Raw genomic sequence first — 20,414 nt, forward strand, 5'->3', positions numbered from 1 at the left:
TATAGCCTACGGTTGCCGCCTACAGCTTCATGACCATGCCCTGCCCTTGCATCTGCGCCGCGCGCTGGGCCTGCATCGCCTGCTCGGCGAGCCGCTGCTGCTCCACACTCTGCAATTGCTGGCTAGCCTGGGTCACGTCCGGCGCTTGCGTCAGTTGCGGCGCATCGACTCGCGCCCATAGCTGTCCGTGGGATTTCGCCAGGTAATTCGGCGTCTGAGTCGTATGGCCTTGCGGCATGTCCAGGTAGATTTTGTCAACTTCGGTATGGCCAAACTTGCGCGTCTCCACGACGACTTGTGCCGCATGGCGGTCCAACTGCTCCGCATCCGGCACGGGACGACCCCAGCGTTCATGCGCATCGGCAATGGCATCGCGCGCCTGTTCGAACAGCGCATGACTCGGATGCGCCGGATGGCGCATATCCTCGGCGGTGATCGCCACAGGGGCGATGGCACGGCTTGGCGGCGCCGGTGCATGGGTCGCTTCCCGTGCCCGCCAGGTGGCGGCATGCTGTTCGGGCGATTGCGCTAACGCCTGCTGCGGATCGATCCGCAGCACCTTGCTTTTCTCGTACACCGAGAAGGGATTTTCGTATGCCAGCAATTGGCCTTCGTGTTGCTTGAAGCCTTTGATGCTGTGTTCGAAATTCTTATCGATGCCCAGGGTATTGGTGAACGCGGCAGCCAGTCGTTCCTGCTGCTCTGGGCCGTAGGGTAATTTGTCGCCATTCCTGGGTACGGCGTGGGACTGCGCGAGGGCGTCCTTGAACAGGGTATAGCGTGCGTGGAGCGGGTGGTCCGGGTGACGGAAGTCTTGGAGATGCTCATCCGAACGCGGTGGGCGTGTCGGCGGGGTGTACAACATCGTCTCGCCCGCTTGGCGCTGTTCGTGTTGATGCAACCGGGGGTCTTGGCTGTGGCGCTGTTCGTGTTCGTGTTGCTGCGCCTCCATGGCTTGGCGGTGCAACTGCGCGTGGTGCTGCGCGAGGCGCTGTTGCTGTTCGCGCGCTGCCTGTGCTTGCTGTTCATGCTGCTGGAGTTGCGCGATCCGCGCCTGTTCCTGCATGTCCACGCCGGCCGGCTTTTCATGGACAGGTGCGCTGTGAGAAGGCGGCGGCTGTGTCTGCCGGTGGACTTGCGCCAGGTGCGCCGCCTGCTGCTGCGCCTGCCTTATGTGTTCCTGGCGCTGCTGGAAGGCGTGGTCGTCCTGCAGGCCCGTGTGCCTGTCCATGGCCGGCGGCGGCATGGACGCGGCAGCGGATGATGATGAAGAGGAGGAAGACGTATCCGGGTTCGTCGATGTGGGAGGGATGGACGCGGCTGGTACGCTCTGCTGGAACCACTGTCCCGGATGCGTCAGCGTGTCGTAGGCTTGCCCGGCTGCATGCTCGACCACGTCGATGCCGGGCGAGACGATGTATTTGATCCCGTCGTATGCTTGCCCAACGGTCTGTCCGGCGGACGAATGCGCGGCGGACTGCGCGCCATGATAGAGATCGACCGCCTGATTCACGACGTTGGTCGCTGCCGCCTGGACGTCAGGGTCGTGGATGACCAGCTGCGCCGCCTCGGCAACATAGTGCGCACTCTGTTCGACGGCGTGCTTGGCCGACTCGAATTGATCGCCGACGAAGTGGCCCGCCGCCTCTGCAGCGCGCCCGTGCAAGTGCGCCGCTTCGCCCGCCGCCAGACCGGCCAACGGTGCCATGGGACTCAAGGGAAAGGCCGCAACGCCCGCCCGATGCGCCGCCGAGGCCATGCGTTCGTCCATGTCGTGTACCGCATGGCCCATCAAGCGTGCGGCATCGCCGGCATAGTGCAGACCGCCTGCGGCCATCTGCACGTGCGCGTCATGTTCGATGGCATCGCGCAGCGGCGTGTCGAAGTTCAACGCCAGATATTCGTTCACCTGCCGCTGGATGTCCGCTGGCAGATGGGTCTGGCCCGGGTGCGCGCGCATCTGACGTAGCGCCTGGGACAGTTCGGCACGTTCGTGCGACACATCCCAGGTAAAATGCTCGAAGGCACTCTGATGGTCCGCGTAACGCTGCGACGCCTCACTGAACCGCTGCGGGGCCAGGACGTTGTCCGTGCTTTGACTGCCGAAGTGCTGGGCAGCGCCGTGGTCCCCCCATCGCGTTGCTATCAGCACATTCGGGGGCGGTGCGCCGACGGGCGCATCCAGATACCGGCCAGCGCGCAGGCTCTGCACATCGTCATGACTGGCCAACGAGACCATGCTGCCGACATGAGGACTGGCCGCGCTCACCACATCGTTGGCCATGCGGTAATTGGTGACGTGGCAGCCAGGCTGTGGGGTGCCATCGGTCAGCCCCCTCGCGCCGTAGGCGTTGTAGGTGGAGCCAGCCAAACCGTATTTGGCCGCCTCGATCTGTGCCAGTGCGCCGCCGAGGGAGTGGCCGGCCACGGTCACGTCATCTTTGGGGATGCCCTGCTCAGCGGCCTTGGCGAGCATCTGCGCCGTGAACGCATCGGCGGCGGCTTTTTGTGGATTGACGGCGTCGCGCACCATCGTGGCATCGACGGCGATGTCCTGGAGGGTGGTGAGCGCATGACTCCTTTTTTCCGCCTTTGTCTCGCCGGTAAATAAATCCGTATCGGTGCCGCGGTAGGCAATGATGATGCGATGTGGCTTCTCCACAGTCTGATATGCCGTGGCATGAAAACCGCTGATAGGATCGTTCGCGTAGCCGAAGACGGTATATTTATCACCAGCTAGATATATACGTTTTGTGCTATCAACTTCACTCTGTGAACGGTTTCTATAGGAATTAACAGCAGCGTCGGCACGTGCTTGATCGGAGAGACTCATGGTTTGGCTTCCTTGACAGCGATGGTGACTGAGAAATGAGCCTCTGGATGCTGAACAACCTCATCGTCGTCTGCTACAAGTGTTAGCGTGGGATAGTGCAGAGAACGATTACCGTATGCGCTTTTCTTAAAGTAGTAGGTCTCCTGACTTTCTCGCAGGAGTTCCTTCAACATACCACCCCAATTGAACCTAACCCCCTTGCCAATCGCCGAAATACCAGCACCGGTCGCATCCCAGTGGCACACTCCAAGCTTGAAGTAATCCTCGTCCAGCAAGGCGTCACGGTAGAAATATCCCTTCCACGTGTGATCGTCCACCTGTGTCATGGGAACATCGAGCCCGGTACCAGGCACTTGCCGCACACCAACGAACGGCATCAGCGGCACGCATTTTTCATTGATGACGTCATACCCGATATACGCCTTGATCGTATCCCACGGCCCCGGCGCATGGGAGGTGGCAATCACTTCGTAGCGTTTGACCGGGTGCGGGTTGAGGTGACCGGTGGCGCCGTCATTACCGACATCGATGCCTTTGGAGCACCCCGCAGCGGTCAGTGCCAGCGGCATGAGGGCGGTGGCGGCAAGGTGTTGCAGTTTCATCGGGTCGTCCTCGGGGGAATGGGGCGCGGATGCGGCTGTCGATTGGAATGGCCACGGCGCGGGTTTACGCTTGGGTTCCACCGGCAATCCGCCGGGTGGCAGCGGCCCCAGCTCGGCGCGCACCCGCGCATTGATGATCGCCATATCGCGCAGCAGCTGCAGATCGTGCAGCGGATCGCGCACCTTGAGTTTGCGCGGGCGATAGGGATTGTCGCTGTGATCGTCTTGATCGTCGGTGTCCTGGCTCATCGCGCGTGACCTCGGCCTTGGAGAAGGGGGGATGCCATCAGGGCGGATCGCACTTTCATGCGGTCAGTCCAGATCGGTCGCCCAGGTGCGTGACCGGCACGGCGGTCAGGATAAGCGTGGGCGCGGCATGGGACGGCGTGGCAACAGGAGATCGCACATCCATGGTTTCACCTGTGGGAAGGGAAAGAAACAGCCTACTGCCCAGGGCGTGATCGCGATAGCGCGGTGCCGGCTTGGCGCTGCTCAGGCGCCACGCGAGATGAGTGGCCATCATGGCACCCGCGTCCGGCATGCATAGTCTCTCGTCACTTCTACGCCCTGTATATCAGTAGTCTGACTGTCGTGTTGTAAGACTTTTCCTACAGCGCCAGCAGTTCGATGGCCTGATTGGTCTACCGCGAGTGCCTCACGTTGTGCAGGCCAAGACGCGGACAGCCTGCCGCGTAGCAATTGACTGACGCCCACCTCGAGGTTCCTCGAGACGATGGCCTCGACCACATCCGGCGCCAGGTGCGCCAGTCGACTCATCCTGCTGACCTGGCCAAGGTCGATGCCTTCGGCCTGCGCGATCTCTGTCATGGAATCGAACCGTCCCTGGTCCAGCAGACGCTGCCAGTGGTGCGCCAAGCCGAGTACGCGCATCAACGCGGTGTCCTGCGGCACCTTGCGCACCTGCCGCTCACGGCGGGCCTGATCGCCGAACTCCTGCGGCGCATCCAGCGGGGTGACGACCTGCTGCTTGAGTCCTCTACGTACCAGCGTCCAGGGCAGGAAGGTTTCCATCTGCACCCCCCCTGCTGGCATTGGGATCTGATACGTCACCGGATCGCCCGTGACGCGCCCGCGATGTCGTTTGCTCATACCTTTTCCTCGAGACTGGCCATGAGCTGGCGCTGGGCATCCCAGTCGACCATCAGACGGTTGCGCTGGAACCACGCAAAGGTGAGCCGCCGTGGCTGCTTGCCCGCCATGCACTGCTCCACGATGTCAGGGGCCAGCAGCGTCATGCGCTTGGACTCGTTGACGACCGATTGGTCCAGGTTCTCCGCACGCGCGATGGCCGCTCCGCTCGGCATGGCCCCGATGTCCAGCAGATGCTGCCAGTAGAAGGCACGCGCCAGCCCTTCTATCAGATTGGCGTCGTAAACACGGTCCTGCTCCGCCGCCGCGCGCTGGATGCGACGGGAGCCAGGTTTCAGAAGTACAAAGGTTTCCATCGACGCGTCCATCACGCCTCAACCTCCAGCAATTCGGCGCCGATGCTGTTTGGCGCAAACTCTTCGATCAACGCGCTCCAGCCAATCTCCCGCCACCTCACCTTGATGCCGCGCACCTCGCCGGCATCGACGAGGTCGATGCGCTCGATCATCAGATTGGCAATACGATGACGTTCGACCGGGAACAACTGATCCCATACGTCGTTGAGGCGCCCCATCGCCATGACCGTGGTGGCCTCATCGATCTTGGCACCGGTGCGTTGAATGTGCCGCACCACGGCGACCACCGACTCCGGGCTGGCCAGCACCGTGCGGATCTGTGCCACCACCGCCGCCTCGATCTCCAGCGCGGGCAGGCGCTCGCAACTCTTGCCCGACGCGCCGAAGCGTAATTCGGACTTGGACAAGTAGTAGTGGTACTTGCGCCCTTGCTTGCACGAGTAGGTCGGATACATCCGCTCCCCGGAGGGGGCATACAGCAGGCCGCGCAGCAATGCATCAGTGCGTGAGCGGGTCTTGGTCTCCACCGCTCGGCGATGCCCGTCCTTGGCCAGTACCTCATGCACCCGCCCCCACAACCCCGGATCGATGATGGCGTCGTGCATACCAGGGTACCAACTGCCCTTGTGCGACAACTCACCGAGGTAGATACGGTTGCGCAGCAGTTTGTGCAGGTATTTCTTGTCGATGCGTGTGCCTACCCGCTCCTGCCCCTCTTGCGTCTTCCACGCCTTGGTGGTGATGCCCTCCAGGGCCAGGTTGGCGGCGATCTGGGTGGGTGAGCCGATGGTCAGCATCTGCGCAAAGATACGGCGCACGACAGCGGCCTCGGTTTCGTTGATCACCAACTTGCGGTGCTCCACGTCGTAGCCCAAGGGCGGCACGCCACCCATCCAGAGTCCCTTGCGCTTGGAGGCCGCGATCTTGTCGCGGATACGCTCGCCGGTGACCTCGCGCTCAAACTGGGCGAAGGACAGCAGGACGTTGAGCATCAGCCGTCCCATCGAGGTGGTCGTATTGAACTGCTGGGTGACCGACACGAAGGACACGCCGTGGCGCTCGAACACCTCGACCATCTTGGAAAAGTCGGCCAGGCTGCGCGTCAAACGATCGATCTTGTAGACCACAACGATGTCAATCTGACCACGCTCGATGTCGGCCATCAGACGCTTCAGACCCGGTCGATCTGTGTTGCCACCGGAAAAGCCCGGATCGTCGTAGTCGTCGGCCACCCGCATCCACCCCTCGGTACGCTGACTGACCACGTAGGCGTGGCCCGCCTCCTTCTGCGCATCGATGGAATTGAACTCCTGATCCAGACGCTCGTCCGAAGAGACCCGGCAGTAGACGGCACAGCGTTTACGCGTCCTGGTGGAAGCCATCTGCGTGAGATCGTTCATCGTGCACCGCCCTTGCCTTTCAGGCCAAAGAACAGCGGACCCGACCAATGCGTGCCGGTGATGCGACGGGCAACGGCGGTGAGACTCTTGAACATGCTGCCCTCGTACTCGAACAGCCCCTGCGCCGTCACCCGGACCTTGTGTTCCCGCTCCCCCCATTCGCGCAGCAACACCGTGCCAGGTGCAAAGTTGATCTCGTCCGGCGTTGCCCGCAATTTGATCTTTGAGTGTTTGGCGCCAATGGCCTCCAGGCGCTGGCGCGTGGTGTGGGATAAGCCACCAAAGGCGTGTTCCTGGATTTTGTAGGCGATGCGCGACTCAATGAAGCCTCGGTGGGGGTAAACGGGACGGCTGGTGAAATAGCGATCCCACACCAACCAAAGATCGGCGATAGGCAGGCTGGACAGCTCCGCGATTTGAGCAGCGACAGAGGCGTGTTGATCGTTCATGAAAACTCCTGCGGATAGGGAGTTGTATAGACGCTCTGGTCGGGCAGAAAGCCAAGTCCACTCTCGGCACTGGGTCGCACTTCGACAACAAAAGTACGGACGATTGCCGCTGCAAGGATGGTGGTGATCTCCTGGGCACGCGCGCTGGCGCTCAGCGTCGCAGGAGGTGCAAGTTCGAGGTGCTTCATGACGGCTCCGGGGAATAGCAACCGTCGAAGATGGTGCGCCTAAACTTCCGAAGTGGATGGCAACACAGGGTAATGGCCGACGGTTCGGCGCCGCTACCCTCGCTGACCACCTTGCCACCACGTGACCACGCCATGCGGTCTCTCGACGAATTCGTTCGCGTGGACGACGGCAGGAACCATAAACCCGCCCATAAATCGCGCCATACCTGAACCATCCACCGGTCCCTCGGTGATGCCTTCGGTGGCAAAGCCGGGCGCGAGGTCCTGCCCTGGCTGGTCAAGCGCAGCAAATACCGGCTGCGGCGCAAAAACCATAAATCCGACCATAAATCCGACCATACACGAACCATAAATTCGTGTGGAAACTTCGCTGCGCCCATTTCACCAAAGAGGCGTATCGACATGACAACCCGACTTCCCGCCACACAAATCGGTCAACTTTGTGAAAGCAAAGATCCCGGTAGCACCACCCGCATCGCCCTTGACGAGAGCGAACTGGCCGCGCGCTGGGGACTATCCGTCAAGACCCTGCGCCGCTGGCGCCAGGAACAACTCGGCCCGGTCTTCTGCAAGCTCGGAGCGCGCGTCACTTACCTGATCTGCGACGTCGAAGCCTTCGAGCAACGCGTCTCGCGCTACTCGACCTTCGCTCGGGCCTATCCGTGAGCAGGACGGCGATGGGCGATCTGACATCGCCATCGCTGCGATGTGCGTTCGGTACCGCACACCCCCTGGACCCTGACACGCCGTCCCTTTCCCATCCCTTCGGAGCGACACGCATGAACCTGATCACATCACTGCGCCACAAACTGTCCTACCTCTATGGCGAACACCTTCCTAACGAAATCCACTATCACCGGGCAGATGGGCAACACGTCGTTGTCGCACTCCAAGACGCCACGGTCGACCAGCTGGCCTTCGCCATCCAGACCATCAATACCGAGTCTGTGGCACTGAGCCGCCATCGCAACGCGTTGGAAGAACTCCACACCGAGGTACGCAAACGCTCCGCGTGTGGGGCAGACCGCATCGCCGACGTTGCATGGGATAACTGAACATGACCCACCCTCATCCCGTCGAGAGCATCGAACCCATGGTCGATGCCAAACACGCGGCGGCGGCATTGCGCCTGCCCTACTACTGGTTCTCTGACCAGGCGATGCGCAACAAATACCGGATTCCGCACTACCTGCTCGGGGGGCTGGTGCGCTACCGGCTATCGGAACTGTCCGCATGGGCTGCACGCAGCACGCTCGTCCAGCGCAGTGACACGTCGAACGTTGGTACTTCGACCGAGGAAGCCGAATGATCGACTCCAACAAACATCGCGGGGACATCGAACGCGTCGAAATCCGCACAAGCCTGATCGCGCGCCTGGAATCCGTGTTGACCACCGTGTTTCCAGCAGGCAAGAAGCGCGGCACGACGTTCTTCATCGGCGACACGCGGGGCAATGCCGGCGACAGTCTCGAAGTGGTGCTGGCAGGAGAAAAGGCGGGCCTGTGGATTGATCGTGCCACTGGCGAGGGCGGGGATCTGTTCGATCTGATCGCCGCCCACCTTGGCGCCGATACTCATACCGACTTCCCAAGGGTGCTCAATGAGGCCGCCGATCTGCTCGGTCGCGTCCGTTCGGCGCCGGTGCGCAAGGCCCGCAGGCAAGCGTCCGTGGCCGATCTCGGCCCCGCCACCGCGAAGTGGAACTACCTCGATGCCGACGGCAAATTGATCGCCATCGTCTACCGCTACGACCCGCACGGGCGCAAGAAGCAGTACCGGCCGTGGGATGCCAAGCGCGGCAAGATGACCCCACCCGACCCTCGCCCCCTGTACAACCAGCCGGGGTTGGTGACGGCCAGCCAGGTCGTGCTGGTCGAAGGCGAAAAGTGCGCGCAGGCGTTGATCGCCAGCGGCGTTGTGGCGACCACCGCCATGAACGGTGCCAACGCCCCGATCAACAAGACCGATTGGTCGCCATTGGCGGGTAAGTCGGTGCTGATCTGGCCTGACCGCGACAAGCCGGGCTGGGACTACGCGACGCAGGCCGCGCAAGCCATTCTGTCGGCGGGGGCGACCTCCTGCCACATCCTCTACCCGCCCGAGAATGCCGTGGCGGGCTGGGATGCGGCAGACGCCGTGGCCGAGGGGTTCGACATCGTCTCCTTCCTCGCGCACGGTCCGCGCCTGCAGATGCACGCCATCGATGATGATGCCGCGCCAGTGGTCAGCAACGATGAATCGGTGGCGGGCACCGAGGATGCGTTGGCGCTGGCCTTTACCCGCCGCTACCACCGCGATTGGCGCTACGTCGCCACCTGGGGCCGGTGGCTGGTGTGGGACGGACAACGCTGGCGCACCGAGGATACGTTGGCAGCAACCGACCTGATCCGCAGCGTCTGCCGCCATGCGGCGGTCCACGCCGACAACGCAAAAATCGCCACCAAACTCGCCAGTGCCGGCACGGTCAGCGGTGTCGAACGGCTGGCGCGCGCTGATCGCCGGCATGCCGCCACCACCGCCGAATGGGACGCGGACCCGTGGCTGCTCAATACGCCCGGCGGCGTGGTTGATCTCAGGACAGGCCGACGGCGCACGCACGAACGTGCCGACCGGATCACCAAGATCACCACGGCCACGCCGAGCGATGGCTGCCCGATCTGGCAGAGGTTCCTCGCCGAGATAACAGACCAGGACAACGAACTGCAAGCCTATCTGCAACGGATGGTCGGCTATGCACTCACCGGCTCCACGCAGGAACACGCGCTGTTCTTCCTGTACGGCACCGGTGCGAACGGGAAATCGGTATTCGTCAACACACTGGTCACCATCTTCGGCGACTACGCAGCCAACGCGCCGATGGACACGTTCATGGAGACACGCGCCGACCGGCACCCGACCGACATGGCGGGGCTGCGTGGTTCGCGCTTCGTGGCGGCCATCGAAACCGAACAGGGGCGACGATGGGCCGAGTCGAAGCTGAAAAACCTCACCGGCGGCGACAAAATTTCCGCACGCTTCATGCGTCAGGACTTCTTCGAGTTCTTCCCACAGTTCAAGCTTTTCGTCGCAGGCAACCACAGGCCCGCCATCCGCAACATCGATGAGGCAATGAAACGGCGGCTACACCTGATCCCGTTCACGATCACCGTGCCACCCGAGCGCCGCGACAAACATCTCCAGGAAAAGCTGTTGAACGAGCGCGACGGCATCCTTGCCTGGGCCGTCCAAGGATGCCTGTACTGGCAACGCCTCGGACGGCTTGCGCCACCGCAGCAAGTTCTGCAAGCCACCGAGGAGTACTTCGAGGCAGAGGACGCGCTTGGCCGATGGATCGGCGAACGCTGCGTGCGCCATGTCAATGCCAAGTCGCTCACTGCCGAGTTATTCAACGACTGGAAGTTGTGGGCCGACGACGCAGGTGAATTCATCGGCTCGCAGAAGCGCTTCGCTGATCTGCTCCTGACCCGTGGTCTGGAGAAGTGGCGCAACTCGACGGGCCTGCGTGGCTTCCGTGGCGTGGGTCTCAAGCACCTGCACACGCGCGCTGACACCGCCTCCGACAACGACTGAATGCCATTGCGACACATCCGACTGACGCATTTGACGCACTACATCGTAAGTCCTACGCGCGCGTACGCGCGCACACACCTCATGAGGGAGTTTCGATGTGACCCGTCCAATCTGTCAGTCCCTCCCGACTTGGAGCACTTGACGATGAACACGACGATCCTGGCCCTGGACCTGGGCACTCGCACTGGGTGGGCACTGCAGCACTCGGATGGCACCATCACCAGCGGCACCGAGCCCTTCACCCCGCAGCGATTCGAAGGCGGCGGCATGCGCTTCCTGCGCTTCAAACGCTGGCTCAACGAAGTGCTCTCCACCGCCAATCCCATCCACACGGTGTACTTCGAGGAGGTGCGCCGACATGCCGGCGTCGATGCCGCCCATGCCTATGGCGGCTTCATGGGGCATCTGACCGCATGGTGCGAACACCACCAGATCCCCTACCAGGGCGTACCCGTCGGCACGATCAAGAAGCACGCCACCGGCAAGGGCAATGCCGGCAAAGACGACATGATCGCCTCCGCTCGGCGACGTGGTCATACCCCCATCGATGACAACCAAGCCGATGCACTGGCCCTGCTGCACTGGGCCATCCAGACACAGGGAGTGTGACGCCATGAAAATCCCGACCCCGACCTACCGCAGCCCGCTTGGACGTTTCCAGCCAGAGCGCGTGGATGTGGAGACGATCAAACGGCAAGGATGGCGCGACCAAGCCATCCTGGTCATCAACGCGCAGGATGAGCGACTGGATTTCATCGAACGGGAAATCGTGCAGCGCATCGGCGAGCGTCTGTATGGGAGCAAGCGCCATGGTTAACCGGCATGCTCCGTGGACGATCCAGGAGATTGCGCATCGCTTCGAAGAGGCAGCCTCAACGGGGCGTCGACTGCCTTGCGTTCGCACACCCGGCTACTTCAACGCCTGGCCCCACATCCTGCGGCAGCAGTGGGAGGCATTCGCCACAGAGGATCGCCCCTATCGCCCCTTTCCACCGAGCCCGCAGGATGTCGAGCGCATGCTCGAAACGATGCGATGGGTGCTGTGGCTGGAAGTGGAACAACGCCACCTGGTGTGGATGCGCGCCAAGCGCTACGGCTGGCGGGACATCACGACCCGCTTCGCCTGTGATCGCAGCACCGCATGGCGACGTTGGCACAAGGCGCTGGAGATCGTGGCCGAACAACTCAACCGCGACGGGCTGCGGTTGTCTTCCAAAAACCTGAGCAACCCAGGGTAATGCGTGCGCTGATTGTCCACGCTTTGCCGTGCATGTCTGTTTTGACGCCATCGGGGCGTGCAACACAACAGGCCGTTCGGGGGTAGTATTTCCGCTATCGTCTGGACAGACCTGTCAGCCACTGCACGCAGCGTGGCGACACGGCTGGCCAACCCCATCAACCCGCCCATGAGGACGACTCATGGCGGGTTTTTTCATTTTCAGAACCCGATGAGCGCACTGCAACTCCACTACCGACCGGTCGATTCGCTGATTCCCTATGCCCGCAATGCCAAGCAGCATTCGCAGGCCCAGGTCGCGCAGATCGCCGCCAGCATTCGCGAATTCGGCTGGGGCGCGCCGATTCTGATCGATGGCCACAACAATGTGATCGCCGGACACGGTCGTCTACTGGCGGCTCGTCAGCTGGGCATGGCCGAGGTGCCGGTCGTCCCGTTGGATCACTTGAGCGACACGCAACGCCGCGCGCTGATCCTGGCCGACAACAAGATCGGCGAGAACGCCGCCTGGGATGACGACCTGCTCGGCATCGAACTGTCCGAACTGCAGGACGCCGGCTTCGATCTCGACCTGACCGGCTTCTCCCCGGAAGAATGGGAAGCGCTGATCGCCGGGGACGACACCGCCAAGGACGGGCTCACCGACGAGGACAATGTGCCGGACGTGCCGCAAGCCCCCATCTCCCAAGCAGGCGACGTGTGGCTGCTGGGCGACCACAGACTGCTATGCGGCGATGCCACCAAGGCCGACGACTACACGCAGCTGCTCGGTGACGAATTGCCCGACATGGCCTTCACCGATCCCCCGTACAACGTGAATTACGCCAACGCCGCCAAGGACAAGGCAAGCAACAAGAACCGTCCGATCCTGAACGACAACTTGGGCGAAGGCTTTGGCGGCTTCCTGACCGAAGCATGCATGAACATTCTGGGATGCACCAAGGGTGCGGTCTACATCGCCATGAGTTCCAGCGAACTGGATACGCTGCAGTCGGCCTTTCGTGCCGCTGGCGGCCACTGGTCGACCTTCATCATCTGGGCCAAGAACACCTTCACGATGGGCCGTGCGGATTACCAGCGTCAGTACGAGCCCATCCTGTACGGCTGGCGCGAGGGCATCGATCATTTTTGGTGCGGTGCCCGCGATCAAGGCGACGTCTGGCAAATCAAGAAACCGCAAAAAAACGATCTGCATCCGACCATGAAACCCGTCGAATTGGTCGAGCGCGCCGTGCGCAACAGCAGCAAGACCAAGGACATCGTGCTCGATCCGTTCGGCGGCTCCGGCTCCACGCTCATCGCCTGCGAAAAGTCCGGCCGGCGCGCGCGCGTGATCGAACTTGATCCGAAATATGTCGACGTGATCGTGCGCCGCTGGCAGGACTACACCGGGCAAGCCGCAATACGCGCCAGCGATGGTGTGGCATTCGGTTCAACGCTGGAGGCCGAGCAGCCAGGGATGGCGTAAATTCCCCCCGCCTGCCCTCGCCTTGCAGCAACCGGTGACGGTGCTGCGCACCGTCACCGTTATCATGCAATATCCGAGCAAGAAGCCAAGCAATGCCTGGCTTCTTTTCCTCGATCAATCGATAGCGCATTTTTCGCGAGTGCGCGGCTTGGCCCTGGCCAGCGCCTTGAGCGGAAATTCTAGCGCCTTGTAGCCCTCGTCGGCGATGAACCAGTCATTGCCGATGCTCTTGATCAGATTCCGATTGCGGAGGCCGTCGATCACCCTCTGGCGGTCAGCACCTTGGACGTTGCCGGGAACCCAAGTGATCTTGCCCTCGTTGTAATCATCGGCGTGGGCCAAAATGGCGAGCTGGACTGGTGTGATTCGGCTGGCCATTTGAATCTTCCTCTGCGTGTTGGTTGGTGATCGTATGTACGCTCTAATCACCTAGAAATCCAAGTTGTTTTTGCATATTTTCTGATTATTTTTTTTCTTCTTGAGCATTCTCCGATGCTCTTCAAATCCTTAACAACCTACCGATTTCACCCTATTTTTCATTCGACGCGGTAAGTACGCTCCCCACCAGGCGCTTTATCCGAGATAATGCTCAAACCAAGCTTTTTCTTGAATGCACCGGCAAACGTGCCGCGCACCGTATGTGATTGCCAGCCGGTTTTCTCGCAAATCTGCGCGATGGTGGCGCCTTCAGGGCGCTTGAGCATGGCGATCACCTGCGCCTGCTTGCTGTTTTCGCGAGTGCGCGGTTTGGCTTGTTCGATGACGGCCTCTATCGCCTTGGCGCTGACTGGCGCCTTGCGCGGCACGCCCAACGCCTTGTAGCCCTGGGCCGTGATGATCCAAGCGTTGCGGTTTTGCTTGATAAATCCGCGATTAAACAGTGATTCGAGCACTTTTTTGCGCGCGCCGCCGTTGAGGTTGTCGGGAACCCAAGTGATCTTGCCCTCGGTGTGCTGATGGGCGTGGGCCAGGATGGCGTGCTGGTTTGGTGTGAGCTGGGTGGTCATTTGAATCGCCCTCGACGTGTTTGTTGGTGATCGCATGAACGCTCCAATCACCTAAAAAGCCAAGTGGTTTTTGCACATTTTTTGCTTCTTTTTAGAACAGGCCATCAATGCCCCGCAAAGCCCCCACACCCTGCCGCCATCCTGGTTGCGGGAAGCTAGTTTCAGATGGTTCTGGCTACTGCGCCGACCATCAACGTGACAAGGTGGGCTGGCACAAAGACCGGCGTAATGCACATCAACGTGGCTACGGCGCGACGTGGCAGAAACTGCGCGCCTTCGTCATGCAACGCGATCAAGGACTATGCCAGCCATGCAAACAGTCAGGACGCTTGACGCCAGCCGTGGCGGTGGACCACATCGTCCCAAAGTCGCAGGGTGGCACCGATCATCCAAACAACTGCCAGGCGATCTGCCATCGCTGTCACGTACTCAAGACGGCCCAGGAATCGCATCAGGGACGCGAAGGTGCTTGATGAAAAACAATTTGGACAGATGCACAATGACAACGGTCATGGCATGCTCGATTCACTGCCGTGTAGGCAGCTCAGAAAAATCGCCGCAGCGCCCGCACTGACCGATGTACGTTCACTGCCGTGTAGGCAGCTCAGAAATTCGAGGCGAAGCTGAAGGGGGATGCGTTTCAGTTCACTGCCGTGTAGGCAGCTCATGCAATGCTCGGGGCATCCATCGGACTCGATGCTGGGTAGGGGGGTCAAATCCTTGCGATGCAATCGCAAAAGACCGCTCGCCCCCTCAATTTTTCGCGCGTGCAAAATGAAAAACTTTTTTTGGACAGAACCGTGTCAGAGCTAAGCGTTGCAAGGGACTACAAGGCTGACTTGGCGCAGATCGAACAGATCGATGCGACGCCATGGACTGCGGCAAGTCACGCGGACATGACCTCAGAACTGAAAACCTATGCGCGGTCGTAAACCTCTGCCTGTAGCAATCAAGAAGATCAAAGGCACGCTGCAAAAATGCCGGACCAACCCGCATGAGCCCCGTCCCGACGGGCAATTGGGTGAGCCACCGGAGTACATGTCTGACATTGCCAAGGAGGCATGGACGTATGCGGTAGAGAACGCACCACTCGGTTTATTTTCTTCCCTTGATGCCACGGTTCTGGAACGCTGGGCCAATTGCGCAGGTCTGTACCGCGAGGCGCTGGCAAAGATCAACCGATCTGGTGTCGCCGGCATGATCATCAAGACCCCCAGTGGAATCTTGCGGCGCTCCCCGCTGATGGATGTGATCCGGGATCTCGCGTTGGAGATGAAGGGGTACGAGTCGGAGATGGGGTTCACCCCTGCATCCCGATCACGCGTCCAGGTCGCGCAGGAGTCGGTCGACAAACACGACCCCTGGGCGGACATCGTCGGCTAGGTAGTGCGATAGCAACCTCACACTACACGCCGCTCGCCTATCGCTATGTCGAAGCCGTGGTCACCGACGACACCTGGCCTGCCGCTGGGTGCAACGCGCCTGCCAACGCCAACTGGACGACCTGGCGCGCTACACCGGCAAAGCCAGTCCCTACCGCTTCAATCCGAAGCTCAAGGACAAGCAGGGCCGCACCTTTTTGCCGGCCGACAACCTGTGCGCCTTCATCGAGCGGCTGCCACACGTCAAAGGTCTGATACGCCCTTATAAGCTCAGGGTTCCGTAGACACTCGTGCCGGCGCGTCAGCACGTGATCCTGCAGCTGCAGAGCAGCCTGCAGCATGCGCTCTGAGTGTACGACGCCTTGCTGGAGCTAGTGTGATGGCCGCAGCATGACCGCATCGCCGAGCTATGCGAAAAGCTGAAGCCCACCCGACTGGGAAGCGACTGGCACGCCCTCCCTCGCGCAGCACGCGAAGGCGCCAGCTTCGCCGACTTGCTGGAGCGTGTGCTGGCGAGCAAGCAACCCGCGAAGAACGCAAGCGCACGGTGCTGATGCGCCTTGCGACGATGCCTTCCATCAAGACCCTCTGGCAGTTCGACTAGGCCTAGGCCGGTGACGTCTCGAAGGCGCAGATCGTCGAGCTCGGCCATCTGGCCCTCCGTCAAGCATGCTCAGAACGTGTTGATGCTCGGTTGTTAGCACCGAAGTAAAACTGACCCACTGGGGGTCAGATTTAAATCGGCGTTGACACCAAAGGCGGTGTCGTGGCTGGCGTAGTGACTGGTGTCCTGCTCGCTGTGGATGTGCAGGTCCCCGCCGACATCCGCCATCACCTTATTCGCCGACAAAACCGCGCCATCCAGCGTGATGTCGTTGCCTCTGATAATCGTGGCGGTGTTGCCTGCGGAGAGATGTCTGTTGCGTTGGGTCACGTCCGTGCCATCGGCCTTGCCGTGCACGCTGCTGGCGCTGGCGGTCACACCCGCCGCCATGCCATCCGCGCCATAGCTGATCACCACGCCGATCGCCGCGCTACCGCTCTTGCTGTGGCTGTGCTGTTCGCTGCTGTCCTGTGCCGACTCCACCGTGATGTCGTGGTCGGCTGCCAACAGCAGGGTGTTGCACGCCTTGAGGTCGCTGGATCAGGAGGTTGCTGTCCTCGCCGCCGCTGGTGGCGATCAGGTTGACGTTGACGCAAGCATGTAGGGTCGAGCCCTTGCTGATGTCGCTGTGCTGCTCGCTCTGGCTGCGGCTGCGGCTGCGGCCCAAGGTGATGGCGATGTTGAGGCCAGCCACTTGTGCGGCATCCTTGGCGCTGTTGGCCTAGAGCGCGTTGCCCAGCGACGCCCCCCCATACGCGCTGTACGCCGCCGATGCCACGGCCAGCGCCTGCATCCGCGCATCGCCCTTGGCTTGGCTGCCCACCGTGCTGTCGGTGTGGGTCAACGTTTTGCTAGTGGCATCGGTCCTGATCAATTGCTTGCCAATGGTGAAATTGGCACTGCCGTCGCCGAACACGCCGTGTTTCGTGTGCTGGCTGTCGTGGTCCTCGCTGTGCGTGTTCTGCGCCGTTTCAAGGATCACCGCCAACACCACGTCGCCCGCGCCTTGCACTCTCGTTGTGACATACGTGGTCTCGCTGCTGCGTTGTGGTAGTTGCGCGAGTTGTCGGTGATATCGGTGCTGTGCGCGAGCGTCTGCGTGCCAAGGGTCTGGTCGTGACCGGCCACCAGTTGGATCACCCCGTCGGTGCCAGCGTTGCGCACCTGCGCGCCCTGCAGAGTCACGTCGCCACCACCCACCACCGACAGCATGCCACTGCCATTGGTGCCGGTGACGTACAAGCCTGCCACGCGTGCGATCTGCGTGGTCGCGTATTGGTGCTCGCCGCCGCATTGATGCTCAACGCATCTACAGCGCTCATGACCTGAGCCGAAACGTGTAGCCAATTGGAAGGTGAGTTCTCTAGCCTGAAGCAGCAAGGAGAACTCATGAAGAAGCGACACACCGAAGAGCAGATCATCACGATCCTGCGCGAAGCCGAAGCGGGAAACGTCCCGATCACGACGCTGTGTAAGGGCCATAACATCAGCGAGCACCAGCCGGAGAAGGATCGGAGTTTGAGCGAACGCCTGTTGGCCACCTCGCCGCATGTGCCGCGCTTTGGCTATCGGCGCATGGCGGCATGGCTGGACGTGGGCCAAGCCCGCGTGCGTCGGCTGTGGCGTGCATTGGGCTTGAACATCCCGCCTCGGCGACCGAAACGCAGGCGCAGCGGCAGCGACATTCGTCTGCCCGGCGCGGTGCGGCCCAATGCGGTATGGAGCTACGACTTCGTCCACGACCAGATGGTCGACGGCCGCGGCTTGAAGCTGTTGTGTGTGATCGACGAATACACCCGCGAATGCTTGGCCATCGAGGTGGGCGCCAGGTTCAGCTCGCAAGACGTAATCCTGACCTTATCGCGATTGATGCGCCTGTACGGCAAGCCGGCGTTCGTGCGTTCGGACAACGGCGCGGAGTTCACCGCAGCCAAGGTCATGCGCTGTCTGCGCGATGCAGCGATCGGCCCGACCTTCATCGCACCGGGCAGCCCGTGGCAGAACGGCTTCGTGGAGAGCTTCAACGGCAAGCTGCGCGACGAGCCGCTCAACCGCGAATGGTTCCGTAGTCGGACCGAAGCGAAGGTGCTAATCGAGCGTTGGCGGCAGTTCTACAACGAGCAGCGGCCGCAAGTGCGCATGCTGACAAACCGCCGGCCACCATCCGGCGGAACTGGATCGAACCCGATATCATTCCCTCCGGACTCACTGCCTGACTGGCTACAAAGTTCGCACTCAGGTCACCCCCAGCGCCATGCCATACGAAATACCATCACTCAAACTCTTTTCTTTTTGGCAAGGCGATCGAGTTAAGTTATAAATTTCGTTACCAGCCACCGTAGACGCAGCTCCAGATCCTGCACCAAATGCTACTGTCGCACCTGCACTGGCAAACATCCCAGCAAGACCTTCCCCTACCAAGCCAGCCGCATATGCTGACCATTGAGGCGCAACAAATCCAACAACGCCTCCAACTAGTCCGCCAGCGACAGCACCTTGCCAGCCACCTGCTTCATAACCTGCCACACCACCTAAAACCGCACCAATAGCAGCGGTAACAAATTCATGTCCACCGCTCGATAGATGATCGAGTTACCATTAGAGCGAATTTGTGACAGTGGTGCGACCGTCTGATTTATGTTCAACCTTTATATTATGCCGCGCAATAAAAAAATTAATCACATCAACAAGCTCAGTTAAATCCGTATATTGATCATTAAAGTGTATTTTTCGCCCCCCCTTAGAGTCTAACGCAATAATGTTGTAACCAGTCACATTGCGACTAACCCCAGGGGCACGGATTGGGAAAACGGTAATGCGCTGCACATCAGCCCATGCCATAGATTGCAGATCTTTCCCTAAAATCACTCTAGTTATCGCACTTTCATCGATCACAATATCCGATCTACTTTTCAAAAAAATCCATCCTGGAAAGGACAGAAGCGCCGCCATGCCAAGGCAAAACAAAACTCCACCCACACCACCTCCTTGCATTGGCACTGTAATAGCAATAAAAATCCATAAAAATATAAAAAATACAGAAATTACAAGCGCCGGCAAAAATCTTTTAAACTTAAAAGTTTGCGGAAATTTATGATTAATAAATTTTATCCCTACTATTGACAACCACAGCCACTCTCGCTTGGCGAGCGGAAGCCATGAGATGCCTCTGGATCCAAAGCCGTTCCAACAGCAGCGATAGAGCCAGTAAGGACAGAGAACACATTAGAAGTTGTTGCACCAACTGCTTCCTCGCCAGCACCAACAATATATGCTTCACCACTCATCAATGGAGCCATCGCTCCCAATGCCGTACCATACAAAATATCATCGTTCCAGCTTTTGGCTTTTTCGCAGCGGGATCGAGTCGCGTTATAAAGCCCATTACCCATAACCGTAGCCCCAGCTCCAGCCCCTGCACCGAGCGCAACTGTTGCACCTGCACCAGCAAACATTCCAGCAATACCTCCGCCCACGAAATCAGCAGCAGCTGCTGACCATTGAGGCGCAACAAATCCAACAACGCCTCCGACTAATCCGCCAGCGACAGCACCTTGCCAGCCACCTGCTTCATAACCTGCCACACCACCTAAAACCGCGCCAATAGCAGCGGTAACAAATTCATGTCCACCGATCGATACATGATCGAATTAACATCTGTAAACGACCAATTCCTTGTTAGAGCGAATTTGTGACAGTGGTGCGGCCGTCTGATTTATGTTCCACCGTGATATTATGTCGGGCAATGAAAAAATTCATTACCTTTATAAGATCCGTTAAATCTGTTTTTTGATCGCCAAAATATATTTTTCGCGGGAAATTTACTTTTCCAGATGAAGCAGATGGAATTATATTGTATGAAGTCATAGCCCGACTCATTCCAGGAGCGCGCATAGGAAAAACAACGATGCGCTCGACGTCAGTCCATGCCATAGATTGCAGCCTTTTTCCTAAAAACACTCTAGTTATCGAATTTTCATCGATTACAATATCCGACTTTCCAACCAAAAATATCCAAACTATCAAGGACAGAAGCGCTGCGACTCCAAGGCAAAAAATAATTCCACCCAAGCCTCCCCCTTGCATTGGCACCGTAATGGCAATAAATACCCATAATGATACAAAAAGTGACATGATAATAAATGCAGGCCAAAATCCTTTGAATTTGAAAGTTTCTGGAAATTGCTCATTCATGAATTCTGTTCTCT

At 59.9% G+C, this 20,414-nt stretch carries 29 protein-coding genes and 1 pseudogene; 13 read left to right on the forward strand and 17 right to left on the reverse strand.

Features of this window, described 5'->3' with window-relative positions; genetic code table 11:
* Positions 1-19: 19 nt before the first annotated feature.
* The 9 genes from XaFJ1_RS11555 to XaFJ1_RS11595 all read right to left on the reverse strand — a co-directional run bounded on the left by XaFJ1_RS11555 (position 20) and on the right by XaFJ1_RS11595 (position 7,277).
* Positions 20-2,662 (reverse strand): XVIPCD domain-containing protein, encoded by a 2,643-nt coding sequence (locus XaFJ1_RS11555; protein WP_238988310.1) that lies wholly within the window; start codon positions 2,660-2,662, stop codon positions 20-22.
* A 167-nt stretch (positions 2,663-2,829) separates the two neighbouring features.
* Positions 2,830-3,684 (reverse strand): hypothetical protein, encoded by an 855-nt coding sequence (locus XaFJ1_RS15935; protein WP_012916856.1) that lies wholly within the window; start codon positions 3,682-3,684, stop codon positions 2,830-2,832.
* 55 nt (positions 3,685-3,739) lie between these two features.
* Entirely contained in the window at positions 3,740-3,958 is a 219-nt protein-coding gene (locus XaFJ1_RS11565; RefSeq protein ID WP_155393717.1) for a hypothetical protein, read from the reverse strand.
* A complete protein-coding gene (locus tag XaFJ1_RS11570; RefSeq protein WP_012916857.1) occupies positions 3,955-4,545 on the reverse strand; it encodes a hypothetical protein in 591 nt (196 codons plus the stop codon). The genes XaFJ1_RS11565 and XaFJ1_RS11570 overlap by 4 nt, the downstream gene beginning before the upstream one ends.
* Entirely contained in the window at positions 4,542-4,913 is a 372-nt protein-coding gene (locus XaFJ1_RS11575; protein WP_012916858.1) for a hypothetical protein, read from the reverse strand. Before XaFJ1_RS11575 ends, XaFJ1_RS11570 begins: the two co-directional genes overlap by 4 nt.
* Positions 4,913-6,301 (reverse strand): recombinase family protein, encoded by a 1,389-nt coding sequence (locus tag XaFJ1_RS11580; RefSeq protein WP_012916859.1) that lies wholly within the window; start codon positions 6,299-6,301, stop codon positions 4,913-4,915. Before XaFJ1_RS11580 ends, XaFJ1_RS11575 begins: the two co-directional genes overlap by 1 nt.
* On the reverse strand, positions 6,298-6,750 hold the full coding sequence (locus tag XaFJ1_RS11585) for a DUF2924 domain-containing protein (protein WP_012916860.1): 453 nt from the start codon (positions 6,748-6,750) through the stop codon (positions 6,298-6,300). Before XaFJ1_RS11585 ends, XaFJ1_RS11580 begins: the two co-directional genes overlap by 4 nt.
* Positions 6,747-6,938, reverse strand: a complete 192-nt coding sequence (locus XaFJ1_RS11590; RefSeq protein ID WP_012916861.1) for a hypothetical protein — start codon at positions 6,936-6,938, stop codon at positions 6,747-6,749. The genes XaFJ1_RS11585 and XaFJ1_RS11590 overlap by 4 nt, the downstream gene beginning before the upstream one ends.
* A gap of 93 nt (positions 6,939-7,031) precedes the next feature.
* Positions 7,032-7,277, reverse strand: a complete 246-nt coding sequence (locus XaFJ1_RS11595; RefSeq protein ID WP_045756974.1) for a hypothetical protein — start codon at positions 7,275-7,277, stop codon at positions 7,032-7,034.
* A 63-nt stretch (positions 7,278-7,340) separates the two neighbouring features.
* On the opposite strand from XaFJ1_RS11595, the gene XaFJ1_RS11600 reads away from it, so the two are divergent.
* The 8 genes from XaFJ1_RS11600 (at position 7,341) to XaFJ1_RS11635 (ending at position 13,213) form a co-directional block, all read left to right on the forward strand.
* Positions 7,341-7,604 carry a helix-turn-helix transcriptional regulator gene (locus XaFJ1_RS11600; protein WP_012916862.1) on the forward strand — a complete coding sequence of 88 codons (264 nt, stop codon included), beginning with the start codon at positions 7,341-7,343 and terminating at the stop codon, positions 7,602-7,604.
* Positions 7,605-7,717: 113 nt separating this feature from the next.
* Complete coding sequence (locus tag XaFJ1_RS11605; protein ID WP_012916863.1) at positions 7,718-7,993, forward strand: hypothetical protein; 276 nt, start codon at positions 7,718-7,720, stop codon at positions 7,991-7,993.
* A 2-nt stretch (positions 7,994-7,995) separates the two neighbouring features.
* A complete protein-coding gene (locus tag XaFJ1_RS11610; RefSeq protein WP_045756975.1) occupies positions 7,996-8,247 on the forward strand; it encodes a hypothetical protein in 252 nt (83 codons plus the stop codon).
* Positions 8,244-10,508 carry a phage/plasmid primase, P4 family gene (locus XaFJ1_RS11615; RefSeq protein WP_012916865.1) on the forward strand — a complete coding sequence of 755 codons (2,265 nt, stop codon included), beginning with the start codon at positions 8,244-8,246 and terminating at the stop codon, positions 10,506-10,508. Before XaFJ1_RS11610 ends, XaFJ1_RS11615 begins: the two co-directional genes overlap by 4 nt.
* 144 nt (positions 10,509-10,652) lie before the next feature.
* On the forward strand, positions 10,653-11,117 hold the full coding sequence (locus tag XaFJ1_RS11620; RefSeq protein WP_012916866.1) for a crossover junction endodeoxyribonuclease RuvC: 465 nt from the start codon (positions 10,653-10,655) through the stop codon (positions 11,115-11,117).
* Between the two features lie 4 nt (positions 11,118-11,121).
* Positions 11,122-11,325: a hypothetical protein gene (locus XaFJ1_RS11625; RefSeq protein ID WP_012917098.1), complete on the forward strand. Its 204-nt coding sequence runs from the start codon at positions 11,122-11,124 to the stop codon at positions 11,323-11,325.
* Complete coding sequence (locus tag XaFJ1_RS11630) at positions 11,318-11,746, forward strand: DUF6362 family protein (RefSeq protein WP_012916868.1); 429 nt, start codon at positions 11,318-11,320, stop codon at positions 11,744-11,746. Before XaFJ1_RS11625 ends, XaFJ1_RS11630 begins: the two co-directional genes overlap by 8 nt.
* 168 nt (positions 11,747-11,914) lie before the next feature.
* On the forward strand, positions 11,915-13,213 hold the full coding sequence (locus XaFJ1_RS11635) for a site-specific DNA-methyltransferase (RefSeq protein ID WP_012916869.1): 1,299 nt from the start codon (positions 11,915-11,917) through the stop codon (positions 13,211-13,213).
* Positions 13,214-13,327: 114 nt separating this feature from the next.
* Here the strand turns inward: XaFJ1_RS11635 and XaFJ1_RS11640 are convergent, their stop codons facing one another.
* Positions 13,328-13,591, reverse strand: coding sequence for a hypothetical protein (locus XaFJ1_RS11640; RefSeq protein ID WP_012916870.1), 264 nt, complete (start codon positions 13,589-13,591; stop codon positions 13,328-13,330).
* Positions 13,592-13,749: 158 nt separating this feature from the next.
* Positions 13,750-14,220: a DUF3489 domain-containing protein gene (locus XaFJ1_RS11645; RefSeq protein ID WP_012916871.1), complete on the reverse strand. Its 471-nt coding sequence runs from the start codon at positions 14,218-14,220 to the stop codon at positions 13,750-13,752.
* Positions 14,221-14,501: 281 nt separating this feature from the next.
* Between XaFJ1_RS11645 and XaFJ1_RS16555 the strand changes: the two genes are divergently transcribed.
* The 4 genes from XaFJ1_RS16555 to XaFJ1_RS11660 all read left to right on the forward strand — a co-directional run bounded on the left by XaFJ1_RS16555 (position 14,502) and on the right by XaFJ1_RS11660 (position 15,886).
* Complete coding sequence (locus XaFJ1_RS16555; protein WP_425477010.1) at positions 14,502-14,693, forward strand: HNH endonuclease; 192 nt, start codon at positions 14,502-14,504, stop codon at positions 14,691-14,693.
* A gap of 252 nt (positions 14,694-14,945) precedes the next feature.
* Positions 14,946-15,152 carry a hypothetical protein gene (locus XaFJ1_RS15945; RefSeq protein ID WP_012916873.1) on the forward strand — a complete coding sequence of 69 codons (207 nt, stop codon included), beginning with the start codon at positions 14,946-14,948 and terminating at the stop codon, positions 15,150-15,152.
* Positions 15,139-15,603 carry a phage terminase small subunit P27 family gene (locus XaFJ1_RS11655; RefSeq protein ID WP_012916874.1) on the forward strand — a complete coding sequence of 155 codons (465 nt, stop codon included), beginning with the start codon at positions 15,139-15,141 and terminating at the stop codon, positions 15,601-15,603. The genes XaFJ1_RS15945 and XaFJ1_RS11655 overlap by 14 nt, the downstream gene beginning before the upstream one ends.
* 88 nt (positions 15,604-15,691) lie before the next feature.
* Positions 15,692-15,886 (forward strand): hypothetical protein, encoded by a 195-nt coding sequence (locus XaFJ1_RS11660; protein ID WP_012916875.1) that lies wholly within the window; start codon positions 15,692-15,694, stop codon positions 15,884-15,886.
* Positions 15,887-16,299: 413 nt separating this feature from the next.
* On the opposite strand, the gene XaFJ1_RS11665 is transcribed toward XaFJ1_RS11660, so the two are convergent.
* The 3 genes from XaFJ1_RS11665 to XaFJ1_RS11675 form a co-directional block, all read right to left on the reverse strand.
* Positions 16,300-16,713 carry a hemagglutinin repeat-containing protein gene (locus XaFJ1_RS11665; protein WP_045756978.1) on the reverse strand — a complete coding sequence of 138 codons (414 nt, stop codon included), beginning with the start codon at positions 16,711-16,713 and terminating at the stop codon, positions 16,300-16,302.
* Positions 16,714-16,927: 214 nt separating this feature from the next.
* A complete protein-coding gene (locus XaFJ1_RS11670; protein ID WP_155394443.1) occupies positions 16,928-17,188 on the reverse strand; it encodes a hypothetical protein in 261 nt (86 codons plus the stop codon).
* On the reverse strand, positions 17,185-17,457 hold the full coding sequence (locus XaFJ1_RS11675; RefSeq protein ID WP_045756980.1) for a hypothetical protein: 273 nt from the start codon (positions 17,455-17,457) through the stop codon (positions 17,185-17,187). The genes XaFJ1_RS11670 and XaFJ1_RS11675 overlap by 4 nt, the downstream gene beginning before the upstream one ends.
* 138 nt (positions 17,458-17,595) lie before the next feature.
* Between XaFJ1_RS11675 and XaFJ1_RS11680 the strand changes: the two are divergent.
* Positions 17,596-18,422, forward strand: a pseudogene (locus XaFJ1_RS11680) (IS3 family transposase).
* A gap of 382 nt (positions 18,423-18,804) precedes the next feature.
* Here the strand turns inward: XaFJ1_RS11680 and XaFJ1_RS11685 are convergent.
* From XaFJ1_RS11685 to XaFJ1_RS11695, 3 genes are all read right to left on the reverse strand, one after another.
* On the reverse strand, positions 18,805-19,332 hold the full coding sequence (locus tag XaFJ1_RS11685; protein ID WP_161525187.1) for a hypothetical protein: 528 nt from the start codon (positions 19,330-19,332) through the stop codon (positions 18,805-18,807).
* Positions 19,323-19,790, reverse strand: a complete 468-nt coding sequence (locus XaFJ1_RS16390; protein WP_155395659.1) for a hypothetical protein — start codon at positions 19,788-19,790, stop codon at positions 19,323-19,325. Before XaFJ1_RS16390 ends, XaFJ1_RS11685 begins: the two co-directional genes overlap by 10 nt.
* A gap of 94 nt (positions 19,791-19,884) precedes the next feature.
* Positions 19,885-20,400 (reverse strand): hypothetical protein, encoded by a 516-nt coding sequence (locus XaFJ1_RS11695; RefSeq protein ID WP_012916883.1) that lies wholly within the window; start codon positions 20,398-20,400, stop codon positions 19,885-19,887.
* Between the last annotated feature and the right edge of the window lie 14 nt (positions 20,401-20,414).

The sequence above is a fragment of the Xanthomonas albilineans genome, from assembly GCF_009931595.1.
Classification (GTDB): domain Bacteria; phylum Pseudomonadota; class Gammaproteobacteria; order Xanthomonadales; family Xanthomonadaceae; genus Xanthomonas_A; species Xanthomonas_A albilineans.